Source organism: Duganella aceris (genome assembly GCF_011090165.1).
Taxonomy (GTDB): Bacteria; Pseudomonadota; Gammaproteobacteria; order Burkholderiales; family Burkholderiaceae_D; genus Rugamonas; species Rugamonas aceris.
Genome location: NZ_JAADJT010000006.1, coordinates 225746 through 241656 on the forward strand (window position 1 = coordinate 225746; position 15911 = coordinate 241656).

Annotated in this window: 17 protein-coding genes and 1 tRNA gene; all 18 read left to right on the forward strand. The window is 61.4% G+C overall.

Annotated features, from left to right (window positions below; all coding sequences use genetic code 11):
• The first annotated feature begins 65 nt into the window (after positions 1–65).
• The 18 genes from GW587_RS14830 to nuoL all read left to right on the forward strand — a co-directional run bounded on the left by GW587_RS14830 (position 66) and on the right by nuoL (position 15908).
• Positions 66–833, forward strand: a complete 768-nt coding sequence (locus GW587_RS14830; protein ID WP_166104332.1) for a GIN domain-containing protein — start codon at positions 66–68, stop codon at positions 831–833.
• 30 nt (positions 834–863) lie between these two features.
• The gene (locus tag GW587_RS14835) at positions 864–1472 is read left to right on the forward strand and encodes a tetratricopeptide repeat protein (RefSeq protein WP_166104335.1); all 609 of its coding nucleotides are present in this window, start codon (positions 864–866) and stop codon (positions 1470–1472) included.
• A 104-nt stretch (positions 1473–1576) separates the two neighbouring features.
• Positions 1577–2557, forward strand: a complete 981-nt coding sequence (locus GW587_RS14840) for an NAD(P)H-quinone oxidoreductase (RefSeq protein WP_166104337.1) — start codon at positions 1577–1579, stop codon at positions 2555–2557.
• Between the two features lie 110 nt (positions 2558–2667).
• A complete protein-coding gene (gene tpiA / locus GW587_RS14845; protein WP_166104340.1) occupies positions 2668–3414 on the forward strand; it encodes a triose-phosphate isomerase in 747 nt (248 codons plus the stop codon).
• Positions 3415–3461: 47 nt separating this feature from the next.
• Positions 3462–3887 carry a preprotein translocase subunit SecG gene (gene secG / locus GW587_RS14850; protein ID WP_166104342.1) on the forward strand — a complete coding sequence of 142 codons (426 nt, stop codon included), beginning with the start codon at positions 3462–3464 and terminating at the stop codon, positions 3885–3887.
• Positions 3888–4091: 204 nt separating this feature from the next.
• Positions 4092–4176 (forward strand) — tRNA-Leu (locus GW587_RS14855).
• Between the two features lie 174 nt (positions 4177–4350).
• Entirely contained in the window at positions 4351–4710 is a 360-nt protein-coding gene (locus GW587_RS14860; protein WP_166104344.1) for an NADH-quinone oxidoreductase subunit A, read from the forward strand.
• Positions 4711–4713: 3 nt separating this feature from the next.
• Positions 4714–5190 (forward strand): NuoB/complex I 20 kDa subunit family protein, encoded by a 477-nt coding sequence (locus GW587_RS14865; protein WP_008450353.1) that lies wholly within the window; start codon positions 4714–4716, stop codon positions 5188–5190.
• Positions 5190–5780, forward strand: coding sequence for an NADH-quinone oxidoreductase subunit C (locus GW587_RS14870; RefSeq protein WP_166104346.1), 591 nt, complete (start codon positions 5190–5192; stop codon positions 5778–5780). Before GW587_RS14865 ends, GW587_RS14870 begins: the two co-directional genes overlap by 1 nt.
• 3 nt (positions 5781–5783) lie before the next feature.
• Positions 5784–7037, forward strand: a complete 1254-nt coding sequence (locus tag GW587_RS14875; RefSeq protein WP_166104348.1) for an NADH-quinone oxidoreductase subunit D — start codon at positions 5784–5786, stop codon at positions 7035–7037.
• A gap of 18 nt (positions 7038–7055) precedes the next feature.
• Positions 7056–7535: an NADH-quinone oxidoreductase subunit NuoE gene (nuoE, locus tag GW587_RS14880; protein WP_166104351.1), complete on the forward strand. Its 480-nt coding sequence runs from the start codon at positions 7056–7058 to the stop codon at positions 7533–7535.
• Positions 7532–8827 (forward strand): NADH-quinone oxidoreductase subunit NuoF, encoded by a 1296-nt coding sequence (nuoF, locus tag GW587_RS14885; protein WP_166104353.1) that lies wholly within the window; start codon positions 7532–7534, stop codon positions 8825–8827. Before nuoE ends, nuoF begins: the two co-directional genes overlap by 4 nt.
• A 22-nt stretch (positions 8828–8849) precedes the next feature.
• Positions 8850–11171, forward strand: a complete 2322-nt coding sequence (gene nuoG, locus GW587_RS14890; protein ID WP_166104356.1) for an NADH-quinone oxidoreductase subunit NuoG — start codon at positions 8850–8852, stop codon at positions 11169–11171.
• A complete protein-coding gene (nuoH, locus tag GW587_RS14895; RefSeq protein WP_166104360.1) occupies positions 11171–12256 on the forward strand; it encodes an NADH-quinone oxidoreductase subunit NuoH in 1086 nt (361 codons plus the stop codon). Before nuoG ends, nuoH begins: the two co-directional genes overlap by 1 nt.
• 13 nt (positions 12257–12269) lie before the next feature.
• A complete protein-coding gene (gene nuoI, locus GW587_RS14900) occupies positions 12270–12758 on the forward strand; it encodes an NADH-quinone oxidoreductase subunit NuoI (protein ID WP_161007940.1) in 489 nt (162 codons plus the stop codon).
• A 78-nt stretch (positions 12759–12836) separates the two neighbouring features.
• A complete protein-coding gene (locus tag GW587_RS14905) occupies positions 12837–13481 on the forward strand; it encodes an NADH-quinone oxidoreductase subunit J (protein ID WP_166104363.1) in 645 nt (214 codons plus the stop codon).
• Complete coding sequence (gene nuoK / locus GW587_RS14910; RefSeq protein ID WP_008450334.1) at positions 13478–13786, forward strand: NADH-quinone oxidoreductase subunit NuoK; 309 nt, start codon at positions 13478–13480, stop codon at positions 13784–13786. Before GW587_RS14905 ends, nuoK begins: the two co-directional genes overlap by 4 nt.
• A 34-nt stretch (positions 13787–13820) precedes the next feature.
• On the forward strand, positions 13821–15908 hold the full coding sequence (gene nuoL, locus GW587_RS14915; RefSeq protein WP_166104366.1) for an NADH-quinone oxidoreductase subunit L: 2088 nt from the start codon (positions 13821–13823) through the stop codon (positions 15906–15908).
• The last annotated feature ends 3 nt before the right edge of the window (positions 15909–15911 follow it).

Sequence of the window (15911 nt, forward strand, 5' to 3'; positions counted from 1 at the left end):
GGACCCGGGGCGGTCATCTATATAGTCGTAAAATCGCCAAAGAACAACATAAGAGGAACCCGATAATGAACAAGTTTTTCCAACTTGGCCTGCTGTTCGCCGCGTTTTGCGCCCTGTTCGGCCGCGCCGAGGCGGCCGACGAGGTCACCGAAACCCGCGTCATCACCATCGATGCCCGCGTGGTGCGGGTCAAGCTCGACGGCGTGATCGACCTGAAGTTGCGCCAGGGCGACGTGCCTTCGCTGCGCATCACCGGTGAAAAGCGCTACATGGAAAAGTTGACCGCGTCGCAGAGCGGCGATACGCTGCACCTGGAAACCGAGGGCCGGGGCGTCAAGCTGGGCCGCTCCACCGCGCGCGCCGAGCTGGTGCTGCCGAAACTGCGCGAAGTGGTGGCCGAGGGCGTCGGCACCACCGAGATCAACGGTTTCAGCGGCGACGAGCTGGACCTGACCATGGACGGCGCCGGCAGCATGAAGGTGGTGTGCGATTACAAGTCGCTGAAGGCCAGCCTGGGCGGGGTCGGCAGCATGCATCTGTGGGTCAGCGAGAACGAGAGCGTCAGCCTGGACCTGGGCGGCGCCGGCTACATCACGCTGGGCGGGCGCAGCAAGCTGTTGAAGGCTAATATGGGCGGCCTGGGCAGCCTGAATGCGCAGAAGTTCGAGGCCGACGTGGTCAATGTCGACATGGGCGGGCTGGGCAACGCCACCGTCAACGCCCGGAGCGATGTGACGTTGAACCTGAGTGGCCTCGGCTCGGTAATCGTCTACGGCAAGCCCTTGAACCGCAACGTCACCGTTGACGGCCTGGGCAAGGTAGTTTGGAAATAGACCACACACCCAATACACATATAACGCGATATGAAAAAATTCATACTAGCGATGGTCATCGCATTCGGCTGGCAACAGTCGGCGCTGGCCGGATTCGCCGAAGGGGCGACCGCCTACAACAACAAGAACTATGCGGTGGCGTTGAAGGAAGTCCGTCCGCTGGCGCAGGCCGGCAACCCGGACGCCCAGCACTTGCTGGGCTTGATGTACTACATGGGACGCGGCGTGCCGCAGGACTACAAGATCGCGCTGCAATGGCATCTGAAGGCCGCGCAGAAGGGCAAGGCCGACGCGCAGTACGTGGTCGGCGCCATGTATTACACCGGCAACGCGGTGATCCAGGACCACAAGCAGGCGGTGACCTGGTTCCGCAAGGCGGCCGAGCAGAACCATCCGGACGCGCAGCAGGTGCTGGGGCTGATGTACCGTTATCACATGGGCGGCATGCCGCAGGATAACGTGATCGCCTACATGCTGTGGAATTTGGCGGCGGCCAACGGCTCGGCCAACGCGGTCGAGCAGCGCGCGGCGGTGATGAAGGCCATGAGCCACGAGCAGATCGAGGAAGGGCAGGCGCTGTCGTCGGCGTGGAAGCCGGGCACGCCGTTGCCGAAGCAAAGCCGCAGCGGTGGCGGTTGAGCCGGTGTCGACCCGTTAAGGCGGGGTCGGACCCCGTACGGGGTCCGACCCCAGTTTCGCCGTGCGGGGTACAATCGCGCTTTCTTTGCAAAGGGCGAGTCATCATGCGCGCAATCGAAATCACCCATCCCGGCCCGGCCGATGTCCTGAAACTGTGCGAACGCCCGATGCCCGTCGTTAAGACCGGCGAGGTGCTGATCAAGGTGCACGCGGCCGGCGTCAACCGGCCCGACGTGTTCCAGCGCCTGGGCAACTACGCTCCGCCGCCGGGCGCCTCCGATATTCCCGGCCTGGAAGTGGCCGGCGAGATCGTCGACGGCGACCTCGACTACACCACCTTCGATATCGGCGACCACGTCTGCGCGCTGGTGCAGGGCGGCGGCTACGCCGAATACGTGGTGGCGCCGATCCAGCAAGTGCTGCCGATCCCCAAGGGCTGGTCGATGCTGGAAGCGGCGACGATTCCGGAAAACTATTTCACCGTCTGGAGCAACGTCTTCGACCGCGCCCACCTGAGCGCCGGCGAAACCCTGCTGGTGCAGGGCGGCAGCTCCGGCATCGGCGTGGCGGCGATCCAGCTGGCCCGCGCGCTGGGCCACCGCGTATTCGTCACCGCCGGCAGCGACGACAAGATCGCCGCCTGCGTCAAGCTGGGCGCCGAGCGCGGCATCAACTACAAGACCGAGGATTTCGCCGCAGTCGCCAAGTCGCTGACCAATGACAAGGGCGTCGACGTGATCCTCGACATGGTCGGCGGCGACTACCTGCCGCGCGAAATCGCCTGCCTGGCCGACGACGGCCGTATCGCCATCATCGCCACGCTGGGCGGCGGCAAGGCCACGGTCGACCTGGGCCAGGTGCTGCGGCGCCGGCTGACCATCACCGGTTCGACCCTGCGGCCGCGTTCGGCCGAATTCAAGGGCGCGATCGCCAAGAACCTGCTGGACAAGGTGTGGCCGCTGATGGCGGCGAAAAAAATCACGCCGGTGATCCATACCGTGTTCCCGCTGGAGCAGGCGGCCGCGGCGCATGCGCTGATGGAGAGCAGCACCCACGTCGGGAAAATCATGTTGCAGGTGATTTAAGGCGAAAAGCGTGGCATTTTCGGCATTTTGACGGCGTCGCGGCCGCCCGCTGGTTTGACCGGGGTTGAACCCTCGCGTTAAAATAGCGGGTTATTGAATTTTAGGCTACTATGCGACGCAAACTCGTGATCGGCAACTGGAAAATGAACGGCAACCGCGCCGCGAACTCGGCATTATTGTCGGGCATCGTCGCCGGCTTGAGCGACTTCGGCGCCGAATGCGCGGTGTGCGTGCCGGCGCCTTACCTGGCACAATGCCAGGCCGAACTCCAAGGCACCCCGGTCGCCTGGGGCGGCCAGGACGTCTCGGTCCACGCCAGCGGCGCCTACACCGGCGAGGTGTCGGCCGGCATGCTGGTCGATTTCGCCGCCCGCTACGTATTGTGTGGACATTCGGAGCGCCGCGCCTATCATAAGGAAAGCAGCGAACTGGTGGCGCACAAGACCGTGGCCGCGCTGGCCGCCGGCTTGACGCCGGTTGTTTGCGTTGGCGAAACGCCGGCGCAGCGCGAAGCGGGGGAGACCGAGGCCGCCATCTGCGGCCAGCTGCAGGCGGTGCTGGACCTGATCTCGGACGACGACGTCGCCCGGATCGTGGTCGCGTATGAACCGGTCTGGGCCATCGGCACCGGCAAGACGGCGACGCCGCAAATCGCCCAGGACGCGCATAGCTTCCTGCGCGCGCGCCTGGCGCAAAAGAATGCAACGGCGGCGGCCGGCGTACAGATCCTGTACGGCGGCAGCATGAAGCCGGATAACGCCAGGGAACTGATGGCGCAAGCGGATATCGACGGCGGCCTGATCGGCGGCGCCGCTTTAAAAGCCGGCGACTTCCTCGGTATTATTCAAGCGGTTTAAGAAGCAGTAGTAAAACGATACAAACTTTTATTTTTGAATGGAATAACATGAACTCCTTGTTCAACCTGGTTATCGTAGTCCAAGTGGTCTCCGCAATCGCCATTATCGGCCTGGTATTGCTGCAGCATGGTAAAGGCGCCGACATGGGCGCGGCTTTCGGTTCCGGCGCTTCGGGCAGCCTGTTCGGCGCCACCGGTTCCTCGAACTTCATGTCGAAGTCGACCGGCGTCGCCGCCGCGATCTTCTTCAGCGCCACGCTGGCGCTGTCCTACATCTCGGCGCAGCACGGCAGCAACGTCAGCGGCGGCGTGATGGACAAAGCCCTGCCTGCCGCTCCTGCACCGGCCCCAACTACCGGCGCGGCCGCGATCCCGACCGCGCCAGCGGCTGCTCCGGCAGCGGCCCCATCCGCCCCTGCGGCCGAGGCTCCGGCGCCGGCATCGAGCTCGCCAGCAGCATCGATCCCAAAGTAGTATACTAATGAAATAGTATGTGAAATAATTGCATGCTGTTTCGCAACAGGTACGTTTTTGCTGACAGTTTTAGCAGTACATTAGCCCCTTAAGCTAGAAATACTGAGCGGCGTACAAAGAAGTAAAGATTTATCGTTTTTCTTCTTGTTTTAGCGCAATACGGATTAACAAGTGCGTGAAAACACAGTAGAATAGCGGCCTTACGCCGACGTGGTGAAATTGGTAGACACGCTATCTTGAGGGGGTAGTGGCGCAAGCTGTACGAGTTCGAGTCTCGTCGTCGGCACCAGAAATTCAAGGCCAGCAAGGGAGTACTTCAATGTGTACCTGAGCTGGCTTTTTTACGAGGATGTGTCGTTCGATCCTGGTCTAAGCAGTTTTACGATTGGGACGAACGTTAAGAGCGCCGCAGCAGACCGCGGTGTGTCCTTTAAACCGACCGTTCAATTTAAGCTCATCAATCGTGAACCTCGAAAATTATCTCCCCGTTCTGTTGTTCATCCTCGTCGGTCTCGGCGTAGGTATCCTTCCCCAGGTTCTGGGTCACATCCTCGGCCCCAACAAGCCCGATGCGGCCAAACTCTCCCCGTATGAATGCGGCTTCGAAGCGTTCGAAGACGCGCGCATGAAATTCGACGTGCGTTACTACCTCGTCGCAATTCTCTTTATTTTGTTCGATCTGGAAACGGCATTCTTCTTCCCGTGGGGCGTATCCATGCGCGAACTGGGCTGGCAAGGTTTCGTGACGATGATGGTGTTCATCGCCGAATTCGTGGTCGGTTTTTGGTATATCTGGAAGAAAGGTGCCCTTGATTGGGAATAAGCCATGGCTATTGAAGGCGTATTAAACGAAGGTTTCATCACCACCTCGGCCGACAAGCTGATCAACTGGGCGCGCACGGGTTCGATGTTCCCGATGACGTTCGGTCTGGCCTGCTGCGCGGTCGAAATGATGCACGTGGGCGCTGCCCGTTATGACATGGACCGCTTCGGCGTGGTGTTCCGTCCTTCGCCGCGTCAGTCCGACGTGATGATCGTGGCCGGCACGCTGTGCAACAAGATGGCTCCGGCGCTGCGCAAGGTCTACGACCAGATGCCGGAACCGCGCTGGGTCATCTCGATGGGCTCCTGCGCCAACGGCGGCGGCTACTACCACTACTCCTACTCCGTGGTGCGCGGTTGCGACCGCATCGTACCTGTCGACGTCTACGTGCCGGGCTGCCCGCCGACGGCCGAGGCGCTGCTGTACGGCATCATGCAGTTGCAAAACAAGATCAAGCGGACCAACACGATCGCACGCTAATGACTACACATTTAGAAAAACTGCAAACCGCCCTCGGCTTAGCCCTGGGCGATCGCGTTTCCACCACCGTGGCGCTGGGCGAGATCACGCTGGTCGTGAAGTCCGCCGACTACTACAGCGTGATGCAAACGCTGCGCGACGATCCGTCGCTGGGCTTCGATCAGCTGATCGACCTGGCCGGCGTCGATTACCTGACCTACGGCGACGGCGCCTGGGACGGCCTGCGTTTCGCGGTGGTCGTCCATTTGCTGTCGGTGAAGCACAACTGGCGCGTGCGCGTGCGCGCGTTCTGCGCCGACGACGACATGCCGCTGCTGCCGTCGCTGGTGCCGCTGTGGCGCGCCGTCAACTGGTACGAGCGCGAAGCGTTCGACATGCTGGGCATCCTGTTCGAAGGCCACAACGACCTGCGCCGCATCCTGACCGACTACGGTTTCATCGGCCATCCGTTCCGCAAGGACTTCCCGGTATCGGGCTATGTCGAAATGCGCTACGACCCCGAGCAGAAGCGCGTGATCTACCAGCCGGTCACCATCGAGCCGCGTGAAAACGTGCCGCGTGTGATCCGCGAAGAAAACTACGGGAAGTAAATAATGGCTGAAATTAAGAACTACACCCTGAACTTTGGCCCGCAACACCCGGCCGCGCACGGCGTGCTGCGCCTGGTGCTGGAGCTGGACGGCGAAGTGATCCAGCGCGCCGACCCGCACATCGGCCTGCTGCACCGCGGCACCGAGAAGCTGGCGGAACAGAAGACCTACCTGCAGTCGGTGCCGTACATGGACCGTCTCGACTACGTGTCGATGATGTGCAACGAGCACGCCTACGTGATGGCGATCGAGAAGCTGCTGGGCCTGGAAGTGCCGCTGCGCGCGCAATACATCCGCGTCATGTTCGACGAGATCACCCGCATCCTGAACCACCTGATGTGGCTGGGCGCGCACGCGCTCGACGTCGGCGCCATGGGCCCGTTCCTGTACTGCTTCCGCGACCGCGAAGACCTGTTCGACTGCTACGAAGCGGTGTCGGGCGCGCGCATGCACGCGGCCTACTACCGTCCGGGCGGCGTGTACCGCGACCTGCCGGACGCGATGCCGCAGCACAAGCCGTCGATCATCCGTTCGGCCAAGGCCGTGGCCGGCCTGAACGAACATCGCCAGGGTTCGCTGCTGGACTTCATCGAAGCGTTCACCAGCCGTTTCCCGACCTATGTCGACGAATACGAAACCCTGCTGACCGACAACCGTATCTGGAAACAGCGTACCGTCGGCATCGGCGTGGTCGCGCCGGAAGATGCGCTGGCGATGGGCTTCACCGGCGCCATGCTGCGCGGTTCGGGCATCCAGTGGGATCTGCGCAAGCACCAGCCGTACGAAGTGTATGACCTGATGGACTTCGATATCCCGATCGGCACCAACGGCGACTGCTACGACCGCTACCTCGTCCGCGTCGAGGAATTGCGCCAGTCCAACAAGATCATCAAACAATGCGTAGAATGGTTGCGCAATAATCCAGGTCCGGTCATGTCGGACAACCGCAAGGTCGCGCCTCCGGGCCGCGTCGACATGAAGACGAACATGGAATCGCTGATTCACCACTTCAAGCTGTTCACCGAGGGCTTCCACGTGCCTCCAGGCGAAGCATACAGCGCGGTGGAGCATCCGAAAGGCGAGTTCGGCATCTATCTGCTGTCGGACGGCGCCAACAAGCCGTACCGCATGAAACTGCGCGCTCCAGATTACGCCCACTTGCAGGCGCTGGACGAGATGGCACGTGGGCACATGATTGCCGATGCCGTGACCATCATTGGGACACAAGACATCGTGTTCGGCAGTATTGACCGCTAAGTCCGAGAGGCAAAAAGAATGTTGTTATCAGAGCAGTGCTACAAAAAAATCGACCGCGAGTTGGCCAAGTATCCGGCCGACCAGCGTCAGTCGGCCGTGATGGCCTCGCTGGCCCACGCCCAGGTCGAACTGGGTTGGATTTCGTCCGACGTGATGGCCGAGTTGGCCGACTACATTCAGATGCCGGCCATCGCCGTGCAGGAAGTCGCGACCTTCTACAATATGTACAACCTGAAGCCGGTCGGTAAGCACAAGATCACCGTGTGCACCAACCTGCCGTGCGCCCTGTCGGGCGGCGAGCGCGCCGCGCACCACCTGAAACAAAAGCTGGGCATCGACTACCGTGACACCACGGAAGACGGCGAGTTCACGCTGATGGAAGGCGAGTGCATGGGCGCCTGCGGCGACGCGCCGGTGATGCTGGTGAATAACCACCGCATGTGCAGCTTCATGTCCAACGATAAAATCGACGCCCTCGTGGAGGAACTCAAGAAATGACGTCACTCCACAATCGTCACATCGACCCGGTCATTCTCGCCGGCCTCGACGGCCAGAACTGGCACCTGGAAGACTACGTCAAGCGCGGCGGCTACAGCGCCCTGCGCCGTATCCTGGAAGAGAAGATCACCCCGGAACAGATCATCGCCGACCTGAAGGCCTCGTCGCTGCGCGGTCGCGGCGGCGCGGGTTTCCCGACCGGCCTGAAGTGGAGCTTCATGCCGCGCCAGTTCCCGGGCCAGAAGTACCTGGTATGTAACTCAGATGAGGGCGAACCGGGCACTTTCAAGGATCGCGACATCATGCGCTACAACCCGCATGCGCTGATCGAAGGCATGGCCATCGGCGCTTACGCCATGGGCATCACCGTCGGCTACAACTACATCCACGGCGAGATCTTCGACGTGTATGAATTGTTCGAAGCCGCGCTGGACGAGGCGCGCGCCGCCGGTTACCTGGGCGACAAGATCATGGGCAGCGAGTTCAGCTTCCAGCTGCACGCGCACCACGGCTACGGCGCCTACATCTGCGGCGAAGAAACCGCGTTGCTGGAATCGCTGGAGGGCAAAAAAGGCCAGCCGCGCTTCAAGCCGCCGTTCCCGGCCTCGTTCGGCCTGTACGGCAAGCCGACCACCATCAACAACACCGAGACCTTCGCCGCCGTCCCGTTCATCCTGAACATGGGTCCGGAGAAGTATCTGGCGATGGGTCGTCCGAACAACGGCGGTTCGAAGATCTTCTCGATCTCCGGCGACGTCGAGCGTCCGGGCAACTACGAGGTGCCGCTGGGCACGCCGTTCGCCAAGCTGCTGGAACTCGCCGGCGGCATGCGCGGCGGTAAAAAGATCAAGGCTGTGATCCCCGGCGGTTCGTCCGCTCCGGTGATCCGCGGCGAAGTGATGATGAACACCGACCTGGACTACGACTCGATCGCCAAGGCTGGTTCGATGCTCGGTTCGGGCGCCGTCATCGTCATGGATGAGACGCGTTGCATGGTCAAGGCGATGGAACGCCTGGCGTACTTCTACTTTGAAGAGTCGTGCGGCCAGTGCACCCCATGCCGCGAAGGCACGGGCTGGATGTACCGCATGATCCACCGTATCGAAAACGGTCAGGGCCGCCCGTCGGACCTGGACGTGTTGAATTCGATCTGCGACAACATCCAGGGCCGCACGATTTGCGCGCTGGGCGACGCGGCGGCGATGCCGATGCGCGCTTTCATCAAGCAATTCCGCGAAGAATTTGAACACCACATCGAGCACAAGCAATGCTGCGTGCCCGCTTACATCTAAGCTGCGTCAGGTAACGATCACCATGGTTGAAATCGAAATAGACGGCAAAAAAGTCGAAGTCCCTGCTGGTAGCATGGTGATGGACGCCGCCAACAAATTGGGAACCTACATTCCGCACTTCTGCTATCACAAGAAATTGTCGATCGCCGCGAACTGCCGTATGTGCCTCGTCGAAGTGGAGAAGGCTCCCAAGCCTTTGCCAGCATGCGCAACGCCGGTCTCGGCCGGCATGATTGTGCGCTCCGCTTCGGACAAGGCCGTGCAGGCACAGAAGTCCGTGATGGAATTCCTGCTGATTAACCACCCGCTGGATTGCCCGATCTGCGACCAGGGCGGCGAATGCCAGTTGCAGGATCTGGCCGTCGGCTACGGCAAGAACAGCTCGCGCTACGAAGAAGACAAGCGCGTCGTCACGCCGAAGGATGCCGGTCCGCTGGTCTCCATGCAGGAGATGGCGCGCTGCATCCAGTGCACCCGTTGCGTACGTTTCGGCCAGGAAGTGGCCGGCGTGATGGAGCTGGGCATGATCGGCCGTGGCGAGCATTCCGAGATCACCGCGTTCGTCGGCCAGACCGTGAACTCGGAAATGTCCGGCAACATGATCGACCTGTGCCCGGTCGGCGCGCTGACGTCGAAGCCGTTCCGCTACAGCGCCCGTTCGTGGGAACTGTCGCGCCGCAAATCGGTATCGCCGCACGACGGCCTGGGTTCGAACCTGATCGTTCAGGTCAAGAACGGCCAGGTCAAGCGCGTGCTGCCGTTGGAAAACGACGCCGTCAACGAGTGCTGGATCTCGGACAAGGATCGCTTCTCCTACGAAGGCCTGGAGAGCGCCGATCGCCTGACCCAGCCGATGCTGAAGCAGGGCGGCGAGTGGAAGGAAGTCGATTGGCAGACCGCGCTGGAATACGTCGCGCACGGCCTGAAGAACATCAAGCACGAACACGGCGCGAACGCGCTGGCCACGCTGGCCACGCCGCACTCGACGCTGGAAGAACTGCACCTGCTGCAAAAGCTGACCCGCGCCATGGGCTCGGATAGTGTCGATACGCGCCTGCGTCACAGCGACTTCTCGCTGGCCGGCGTGACCCCTTGGCTGGGCATGTCGATCACCGAGTTCGGTCAGCTGAACCGCGCTTTCGTCATCGGCTCGTTCCTGCGTAAAGACCATCCGCTGCTGGCGACCCGTCTTCGCACTTCGATCAAGGGCGGCGCCAAGCTGTCGATCCTGCACGCCACCGACGACGACTTGCTGATGAACGTGGCGAACAAACTGATCGTCGCTCCGTCGGAGTGGCTGTCGGCGCTGTCGCAAGTGGTCGCCGCCGTCGCCAAGGCGAAAGAAGTCGCCGCGCCTGCGGGCTTCGAAGCTGTCGAAGCCTCCGACGCCGCCACCGCGATCGCCGCCTCGCTGATCTCCGGCGAGCGCAAGGGCGTGTTCCTGGGTAACGCCGCCGTGCAGCACCCGCAAGCCGCCGCGCTGCACGCCGCCGCGCAATGGATCGCCGAACAAACCGGCGCCAAGCTGGGCTACCTGACCGAAGCCGCCAACACCGTCGGCGCCTACCTGGTCAACGCCAACGGCGGCAAGGCTCCGGCCTTCAGCGAAGCCAAGGCCGCCTACGTGCTGCTGAACGTCGAGCCTGAGCTGGACGCGCACAACCCGCAAGCCGCCGTCGCCGCGCTGAAAAAAGCCGAAATGGTGGTGGTGATGTCGGCCTACAAGCATGGCCTGGACTACGCCGACGTGCTGCTGCCGGTATCGCCGTTCAGCGAAACCTCGGGCACCTTCGTCAACTGCGAAGGCCGCGCGCAAAGCTTCAACGGCACCGTCAAGCCGCTGCTGGAAACCCGCCCTGCGTGGAAGATCCTGCGCGTGCTGGGCAACATCCTCGGCCTGACCGGATTCGACTACGACACCTCGGAAGCGATCCGCGACGAAGTGCTGGGCGCCGGCGTGACCGACCTGTCGGCCAAGCTGAACAACGTCTCCGCGCAAGCGCTGGTCGCAGGTTCGACTTCGTCGACCGGCACCGAACGCATCGCCGACGTGCCGATCTACTTCGCCGACGCCGTGGTGCGCCGCGCCGAGTCGCTGCAGAAGATGGCCGATGCGGCTGCGCCGAAAGCGCACCTGTCGACCGCGCTGGCGCAGCAACTGGGCGTCGCCGCCGGCGACAGCGTCAAGATAACGCAAGGTTCCGGCAGCGCGATCCTGGTCGCCGCCGTCGATGCCAAGCTGCCGGCGAACGCGGTCCGCGTCGCCGCCGCGCATGCATCGACCGCCGCACTGGGCGCGATGTTTGGTTCCATCACCGTTGAAAAAGCAGGAGAGGGTAAATAATGGCTCTGCCTGAATTCGTCAATACACTGTATGACCTGGGCGCCACCAGCCCGTTGGCACCTGTATGGCCTATCGTCTGGTCGATGATCAAGATCGTCGTGGTGCTGCTGCCGCTGATGGGCCTCGTGGCTTACCTGACGCTGTGGGAACGCAAGTTCATCGGCTGGATCCAGATCCGCGTCGGTCCGAACCGCGTTGGTCCTATGGGCCTGCTGCAGCCGATCGCCGATGCGCTCAAGCTGCTGTTCAAAGAAATCATCATGCCGGCCAAGGCCAATCCAGGCCTGTTCGTGATCGGTCCGATCATGACCATCATGCCGGCGCTGGCCGCATGGTCGGTGGTGCCTTTCGGTCCCGAAGCGGTGCTGGCCAACGTCAACGCCGGCCTGCTGCTGCTGATGGCGATCACCTCGATGGAAGTCTACGGCATCATCATCGCCGGCTGGGCCTCGAACTCGAAGTACTCGTTCATGGGCGCGATGCGCGCCTCGGCGCAGATGATCTCCTACGAAATCCCGATGGGCTTCGTACTGGTGGTGGTGCTGATGGTTTCCGGTTCGCTGAACTTCGGCGACATCGTGCTGGGCCAGCAGAAGGGCATGTTCGCCGACCACGGTTTGAACATCCTGTCCTGGAACTGGCTGCCGCTGCTGCCGCTGTTCGTGGTTTATTTGACCTCCGGCCTGGCCGAAGCAAACCGTCACCCGTTCGACGTGGTCGAGGGCGAGTCCGAGATCGTCGCCGGTCACATGGTCGAGTACTCGGGCATGGCCTACGCCATGTTCATGCTGGCCGAATACGCCAACATGATCCTGATCGCTACCCTGGGTTCAATCATGTTCCTCGGCGGCTGGTCCGCACCGTTCGCCTTCCTCGAATTCTGGGGTGGTTTCGGCGGCTTCTTCTGGTTGTTCGTGAAAGCGTTCTTCCTGGTGTCGGTGTTCATCTGGGTGCGCGGTACTTTCCCACGCTACCGTTACGACCAGATCATGCGTCTGGGCTGGAAAGTGTTTATCCCTCTGACGCTGGTGTACCTGGTGTTCGTGGCCGGCTGGATGCAGACATCCTGGAATATCTGGAAGTAAGGACAAGAAAATCATGGAACGTTTAAAAGACTTCGTCGGTAGCTTCATGCTGACCGAATTGATCAAAGGGATGGCGCTGACGGGCAAGTACATGTTCTCGCGCAAAATCACCGTGCAGTACCCGGAAGAGAAGACGCCGATGTCGCCGCGCTTCCGCGGCCTGCACGCGCTGCGCCGCTATCCGAACGGTGAAGAGCGCTGCATCGCCTGCAAACTGTGCGAAGCGGTTTGCCCGGCGATGGCGATCACCATCGAATCCGAGCAGCGCGACGACGGTTCGCGCCGCACCACCCGTTACGACATCGATCTGACCAAGTGCATCTTCTGCGGTTTCTGCGAAGAGTCGTGCCCGGTCGATTCGATCGTCGAAACGCACGTGCTGGAATACCACGGCGAGAAACGCGGCGATCTGTACTACACGAAAGAGATGCTGCTGGCCGTTGGCGATCGCTACGAAGACGATATCGCCGCAGCCCGCGCAGCGGACGCTCCTTACCGCTGACGACAGGCGGGCCTTGGCTCCGGCCGGCCCGCCTCAACGGTGTGTTGATCAATAAACTGTACGTCTCTTGGGTTAGTTATGGAATTTAAAACTGCTTTGTTCTACGCCTTCTCAGCCATCATGATATTGGCTGCGACGCGCGTTATCACGGCCCGCAATCCGGTGCACGCGGCACTGTTCCTGGTGCTGTCGTTCTTCTCGGCGGCCGGCATCTGGATGCTGCTGGAGGCCGAGTTCCTCGCCATCGTGCTGGTCCTGGTCTACGTCGGCGCCGTCATGGTGCTGTTCCTGTTCGTGGTGATGATGCTCGACATCGACACCGACAAGATGCGCGAAAACTTCTGGGGCTACCTGCCGGTGGCCTCGTTCGTCGGCGTGATCATCGTGCTGGAAATGGCCGCCGTGCTGTGGCGCTCCTTCCTGTCGTTCGACCAGCAAGTGGTCAACAGCGGCAACATCGGCGGCACCAAGGAATTGGGCCTGCTGATCTACACCAAATACATCTACGGCTTTGAAATCGCAGCGGCGATCCTGCTGGTGGCGATCATCGCCGCCGTGGCGCTGACCCTGCGCAAGCGCAAGGACACCAAACATTTCGACCCCGCCGACGCAGTACGCGTCAAGCGCAACGACCGTCTGAAGATCGTCAAGATCGACGCGGTCACCACCCGTGGCCAGGATGCCGCAGCTGCCGGGTCGGCAGAAGTTAAGGAGGCACCATGACTTTATCGCTCGCTCACTACCTCGTTCTTGGCGCGATATTGTTCGCGATCTCGATCGTCGGTATTTTCCTGAACCGCAAGAACATCATCGTTCTGCTGATGGCCATCGAATTGATGCTGTTGGCGGTGAACATGAACTTCATCGCGTTCTCGCATTACCTGGGCGACGCAGCCGGGCAAATCTTTGTGTTCTTCATCCTGACCGTGGCCGCCGCTGAATCGGCGATCGGCCTCGCGATCCTGGTGGTGATGTTCCGTAATCTGGACACCATCAACGTTGAAGACCTGGATAGCCTCAAAGGCTAAGTTCAAACTCGAATAATAACGATTAAGGTTCATCATGGCGGTTACTCTTAACCCTAATCTCCTGCTAGCCGTACCTTTGGCGCCGTTGTTCGGCGCCGCGGTGGCGGGCTTGTTGGGAACTAAATTCTTTGGCAACGTCGTCGGTCGCAAGACCTCGACCGCAGCGACCATCCTGGGCGTGCTGGTGGCCTTCATCCTGTCGGCGATGACGCTGAACGATGTGCTCAACGGCGCCGGCTACAACGGCACCGTCTACCACTGGATGACGGTGGCCGGCATGAAGATGGAGGTCGGCTTCCAGATTGACGCGCTGTCGGCGATGATGATGTGCGTGGTGACCTTCGTGTCGCTGATGGTGCACATCTACACCATCGGCTACATGGCGGAAGATGAAGGCTACAACCGCTTCTTCTCGTACATCTCGCTGTTCACCTTCTCGATGCTGATGCTGGTCATGGCCAACAACTTCCTGCAGCTGTTCTTCGGCTGGGAAGCGGTGGGCCTGGTCTCGTACCTGCTGATCGGCTTCTGGTACACGCGCCCAACGGCGATCGTGGCCAACATGAAGGCGTTCCTGGTCAACCGCGTCGGCGACTTCGGCTTCATCCTGGGTATCGGCCTGCTGCTGGCCTACACCGGTTCGATGGACTACCAGGAAGTGTTCGCCAAAAAAGCACAACTGATGACGCTGACCCTGCCGGGCACCGACTGGGCGCTGCTGACCGTCGCCTGCATCTGCCTGTTCATCGGCGCGATGGGCAAGTCGGCGCAGTTCCCGCTGCACGTCTGGCTGCCTGACTCGATGGAAGGCCCGACCCCGATCTCGGCACTGATCCACGCCGCGACCATGGTTACCGCAGGTATCTTCATGGTGACCCGCATGTCGCCGCTGTTCGAACTGTCGGACACCGCGCTGTCCTTCATCCTGGTCATCGGCTCGATCACCGCGCTGTTCATGGGCTTCCTGGGCATCATCCAGAACGACATCAAGCGTGTGGTCGCTTACTCGACCTTGTCGCAGCTGGGCTACATGACCGTGGCGCTGGGTTCCTCCGCTTACTCGGTCGCCGTGTTCCACCTGATGACCCACGCCTTCTTCAAAGCGCTGCTGTTCCTCGGTGCCGGTTCGGTCATCATCGGCATGCACCACGACCAGGACATCCGCAACATGGGCGGCCTGCGCAAGTACATGCCGATCACCTGGATCACCTCGCTGCTGGGTTCCCTGGCGCTGATCGGCACCCCGTTCTTCTCGGGCTTCTACTCGAAGGATTCGATCATCGAAGCGGTGCACGAGACTCACATCTGGGGCGCGGGCTTCGCCAACTTCGCGGTGCTGGCCGGCGTGTTCGTCACGGCGTTCTACTCGTTCCGCATGTACTTCCTGGTGTTCCATGGCGAAGAGCGTTTCGGCAAGGCCCACGCGCATGACGATCACCATCACGCTCCGGCTGCGGCCGCGCATGACGACCATGGTCACGACGACCACGGCCACGACGAGGAAGACGACCACGCGCATCACGGCCTGGAGCCGGGTCAGAAGCCGCACGAATCGCCATTCGTGGTCTGGTTCCCGCTGGTGGCCCTGGCCATCCCATCGGTGCTGATCGGTTACTTCACCATCAAGCCGATGCTGCACGGCGACTTCTTCAAGAACGTGATCTTCATCGGCGAGAACCACAAGGCGATGGAAATCCTGAGCGAAGAGTTCCACGGCCCGATGGCCATGGCGATCCACTCGCTGACGTCGCTGCCGCTGTGGCTGGCGATCGCCGGTGTCGCGACCGCGTACTACTGCTACATGATCAACCCGCGCGTCCCGGCCTGGTTCTTCGCCAAGTTCAAGGCGCTGCATACGCTGCTGGACAACAAGTACTACATGGACAAGTTCAACGAAGTAGTGTTCGCGGGCGGCGCACGCCTGCTGGGCAACGGCTTGTGGAATATCGGCGACAAGAAACTGATCGACGGCCTGCTGGTGAACGGCAGTGCCAAGATGGTCGGCTGGTTCTCGACGCTGACCCGCCTGGCGCAGACTGGTTATATCTACCACTACGCGTTCGTCATGATCCTCGGCATTCTGGGGTTCCTGGTCTACTTCCTGCCGTTTTGGCACGCTTAATTA

Coding starts and splice junctions, on each gene's coding strand:
- nuoF (WP_166104353.1), top strand. CDS start 7,532: ATGACGTCACTCCACAATCGTCACATCGACCCGGTCATTCTCGCCGGC.
- GW587_RS14870 (WP_166104346.1), top strand. CDS start 5,190: ATGACTACACATTTAGAAAAACTGCAAACCGCCCTCGGCTTAGCCCTG.
- GW587_RS14830 (WP_166104332.1), top strand. CDS start 66: ATGAACAAGTTTTTCCAACTTGGCCTGCTGTTCGCCGCGTTTTGCGCC.
- nuoI (WP_161007940.1), top strand. CDS start 12,270: ATGGAACGTTTAAAAGACTTCGTCGGTAGCTTCATGCTGACCGAATTG.
- GW587_RS14835 (WP_166104335.1), top strand. CDS start 864: ATGAAAAAATTCATACTAGCGATGGTCATCGCATTCGGCTGGCAACAG.
- nuoH (WP_166104360.1), top strand. CDS start 11,171: ATGGCTCTGCCTGAATTCGTCAATACACTGTATGACCTGGGCGCCACC.
- nuoE (WP_166104351.1), top strand. CDS start 7,056: ATGTTGTTATCAGAGCAGTGCTACAAAAAAATCGACCGCGAGTTGGCC.
- GW587_RS14840 (WP_166104337.1), top strand. CDS start 1,577: ATGCGCGCAATCGAAATCACCCATCCCGGCCCGGCCGATGTCCTGAAA.
- nuoL (WP_166104366.1), top strand. CDS start 13,821: ATGGCGGTTACTCTTAACCCTAATCTCCTGCTAGCCGTACCTTTGGCG.
- nuoG (WP_166104356.1), top strand. CDS start 8,850: ATGGTTGAAATCGAAATAGACGGCAAAAAAGTCGAAGTCCCTGCTGGT.
- secG (WP_166104342.1), top strand. CDS start 3,462: ATGAACTCCTTGTTCAACCTGGTTATCGTAGTCCAAGTGGTCTCCGCA.
- nuoK (WP_008450334.1), top strand. CDS start 13,478: ATGACTTTATCGCTCGCTCACTACCTCGTTCTTGGCGCGATATTGTTC.
- GW587_RS14875 (WP_166104348.1), top strand. CDS start 5,784: ATGGCTGAAATTAAGAACTACACCCTGAACTTTGGCCCGCAACACCCG.
- tpiA (WP_166104340.1), top strand. CDS start 2,668: ATGCGACGCAAACTCGTGATCGGCAACTGGAAAATGAACGGCAACCGC.
- GW587_RS14905 (WP_166104363.1), top strand. CDS start 12,837: ATGGAATTTAAAACTGCTTTGTTCTACGCCTTCTCAGCCATCATGATA.
- GW587_RS14865 (WP_008450353.1), top strand. CDS start 4,714: ATGGCTATTGAAGGCGTATTAAACGAAGGTTTCATCACCACCTCGGCC.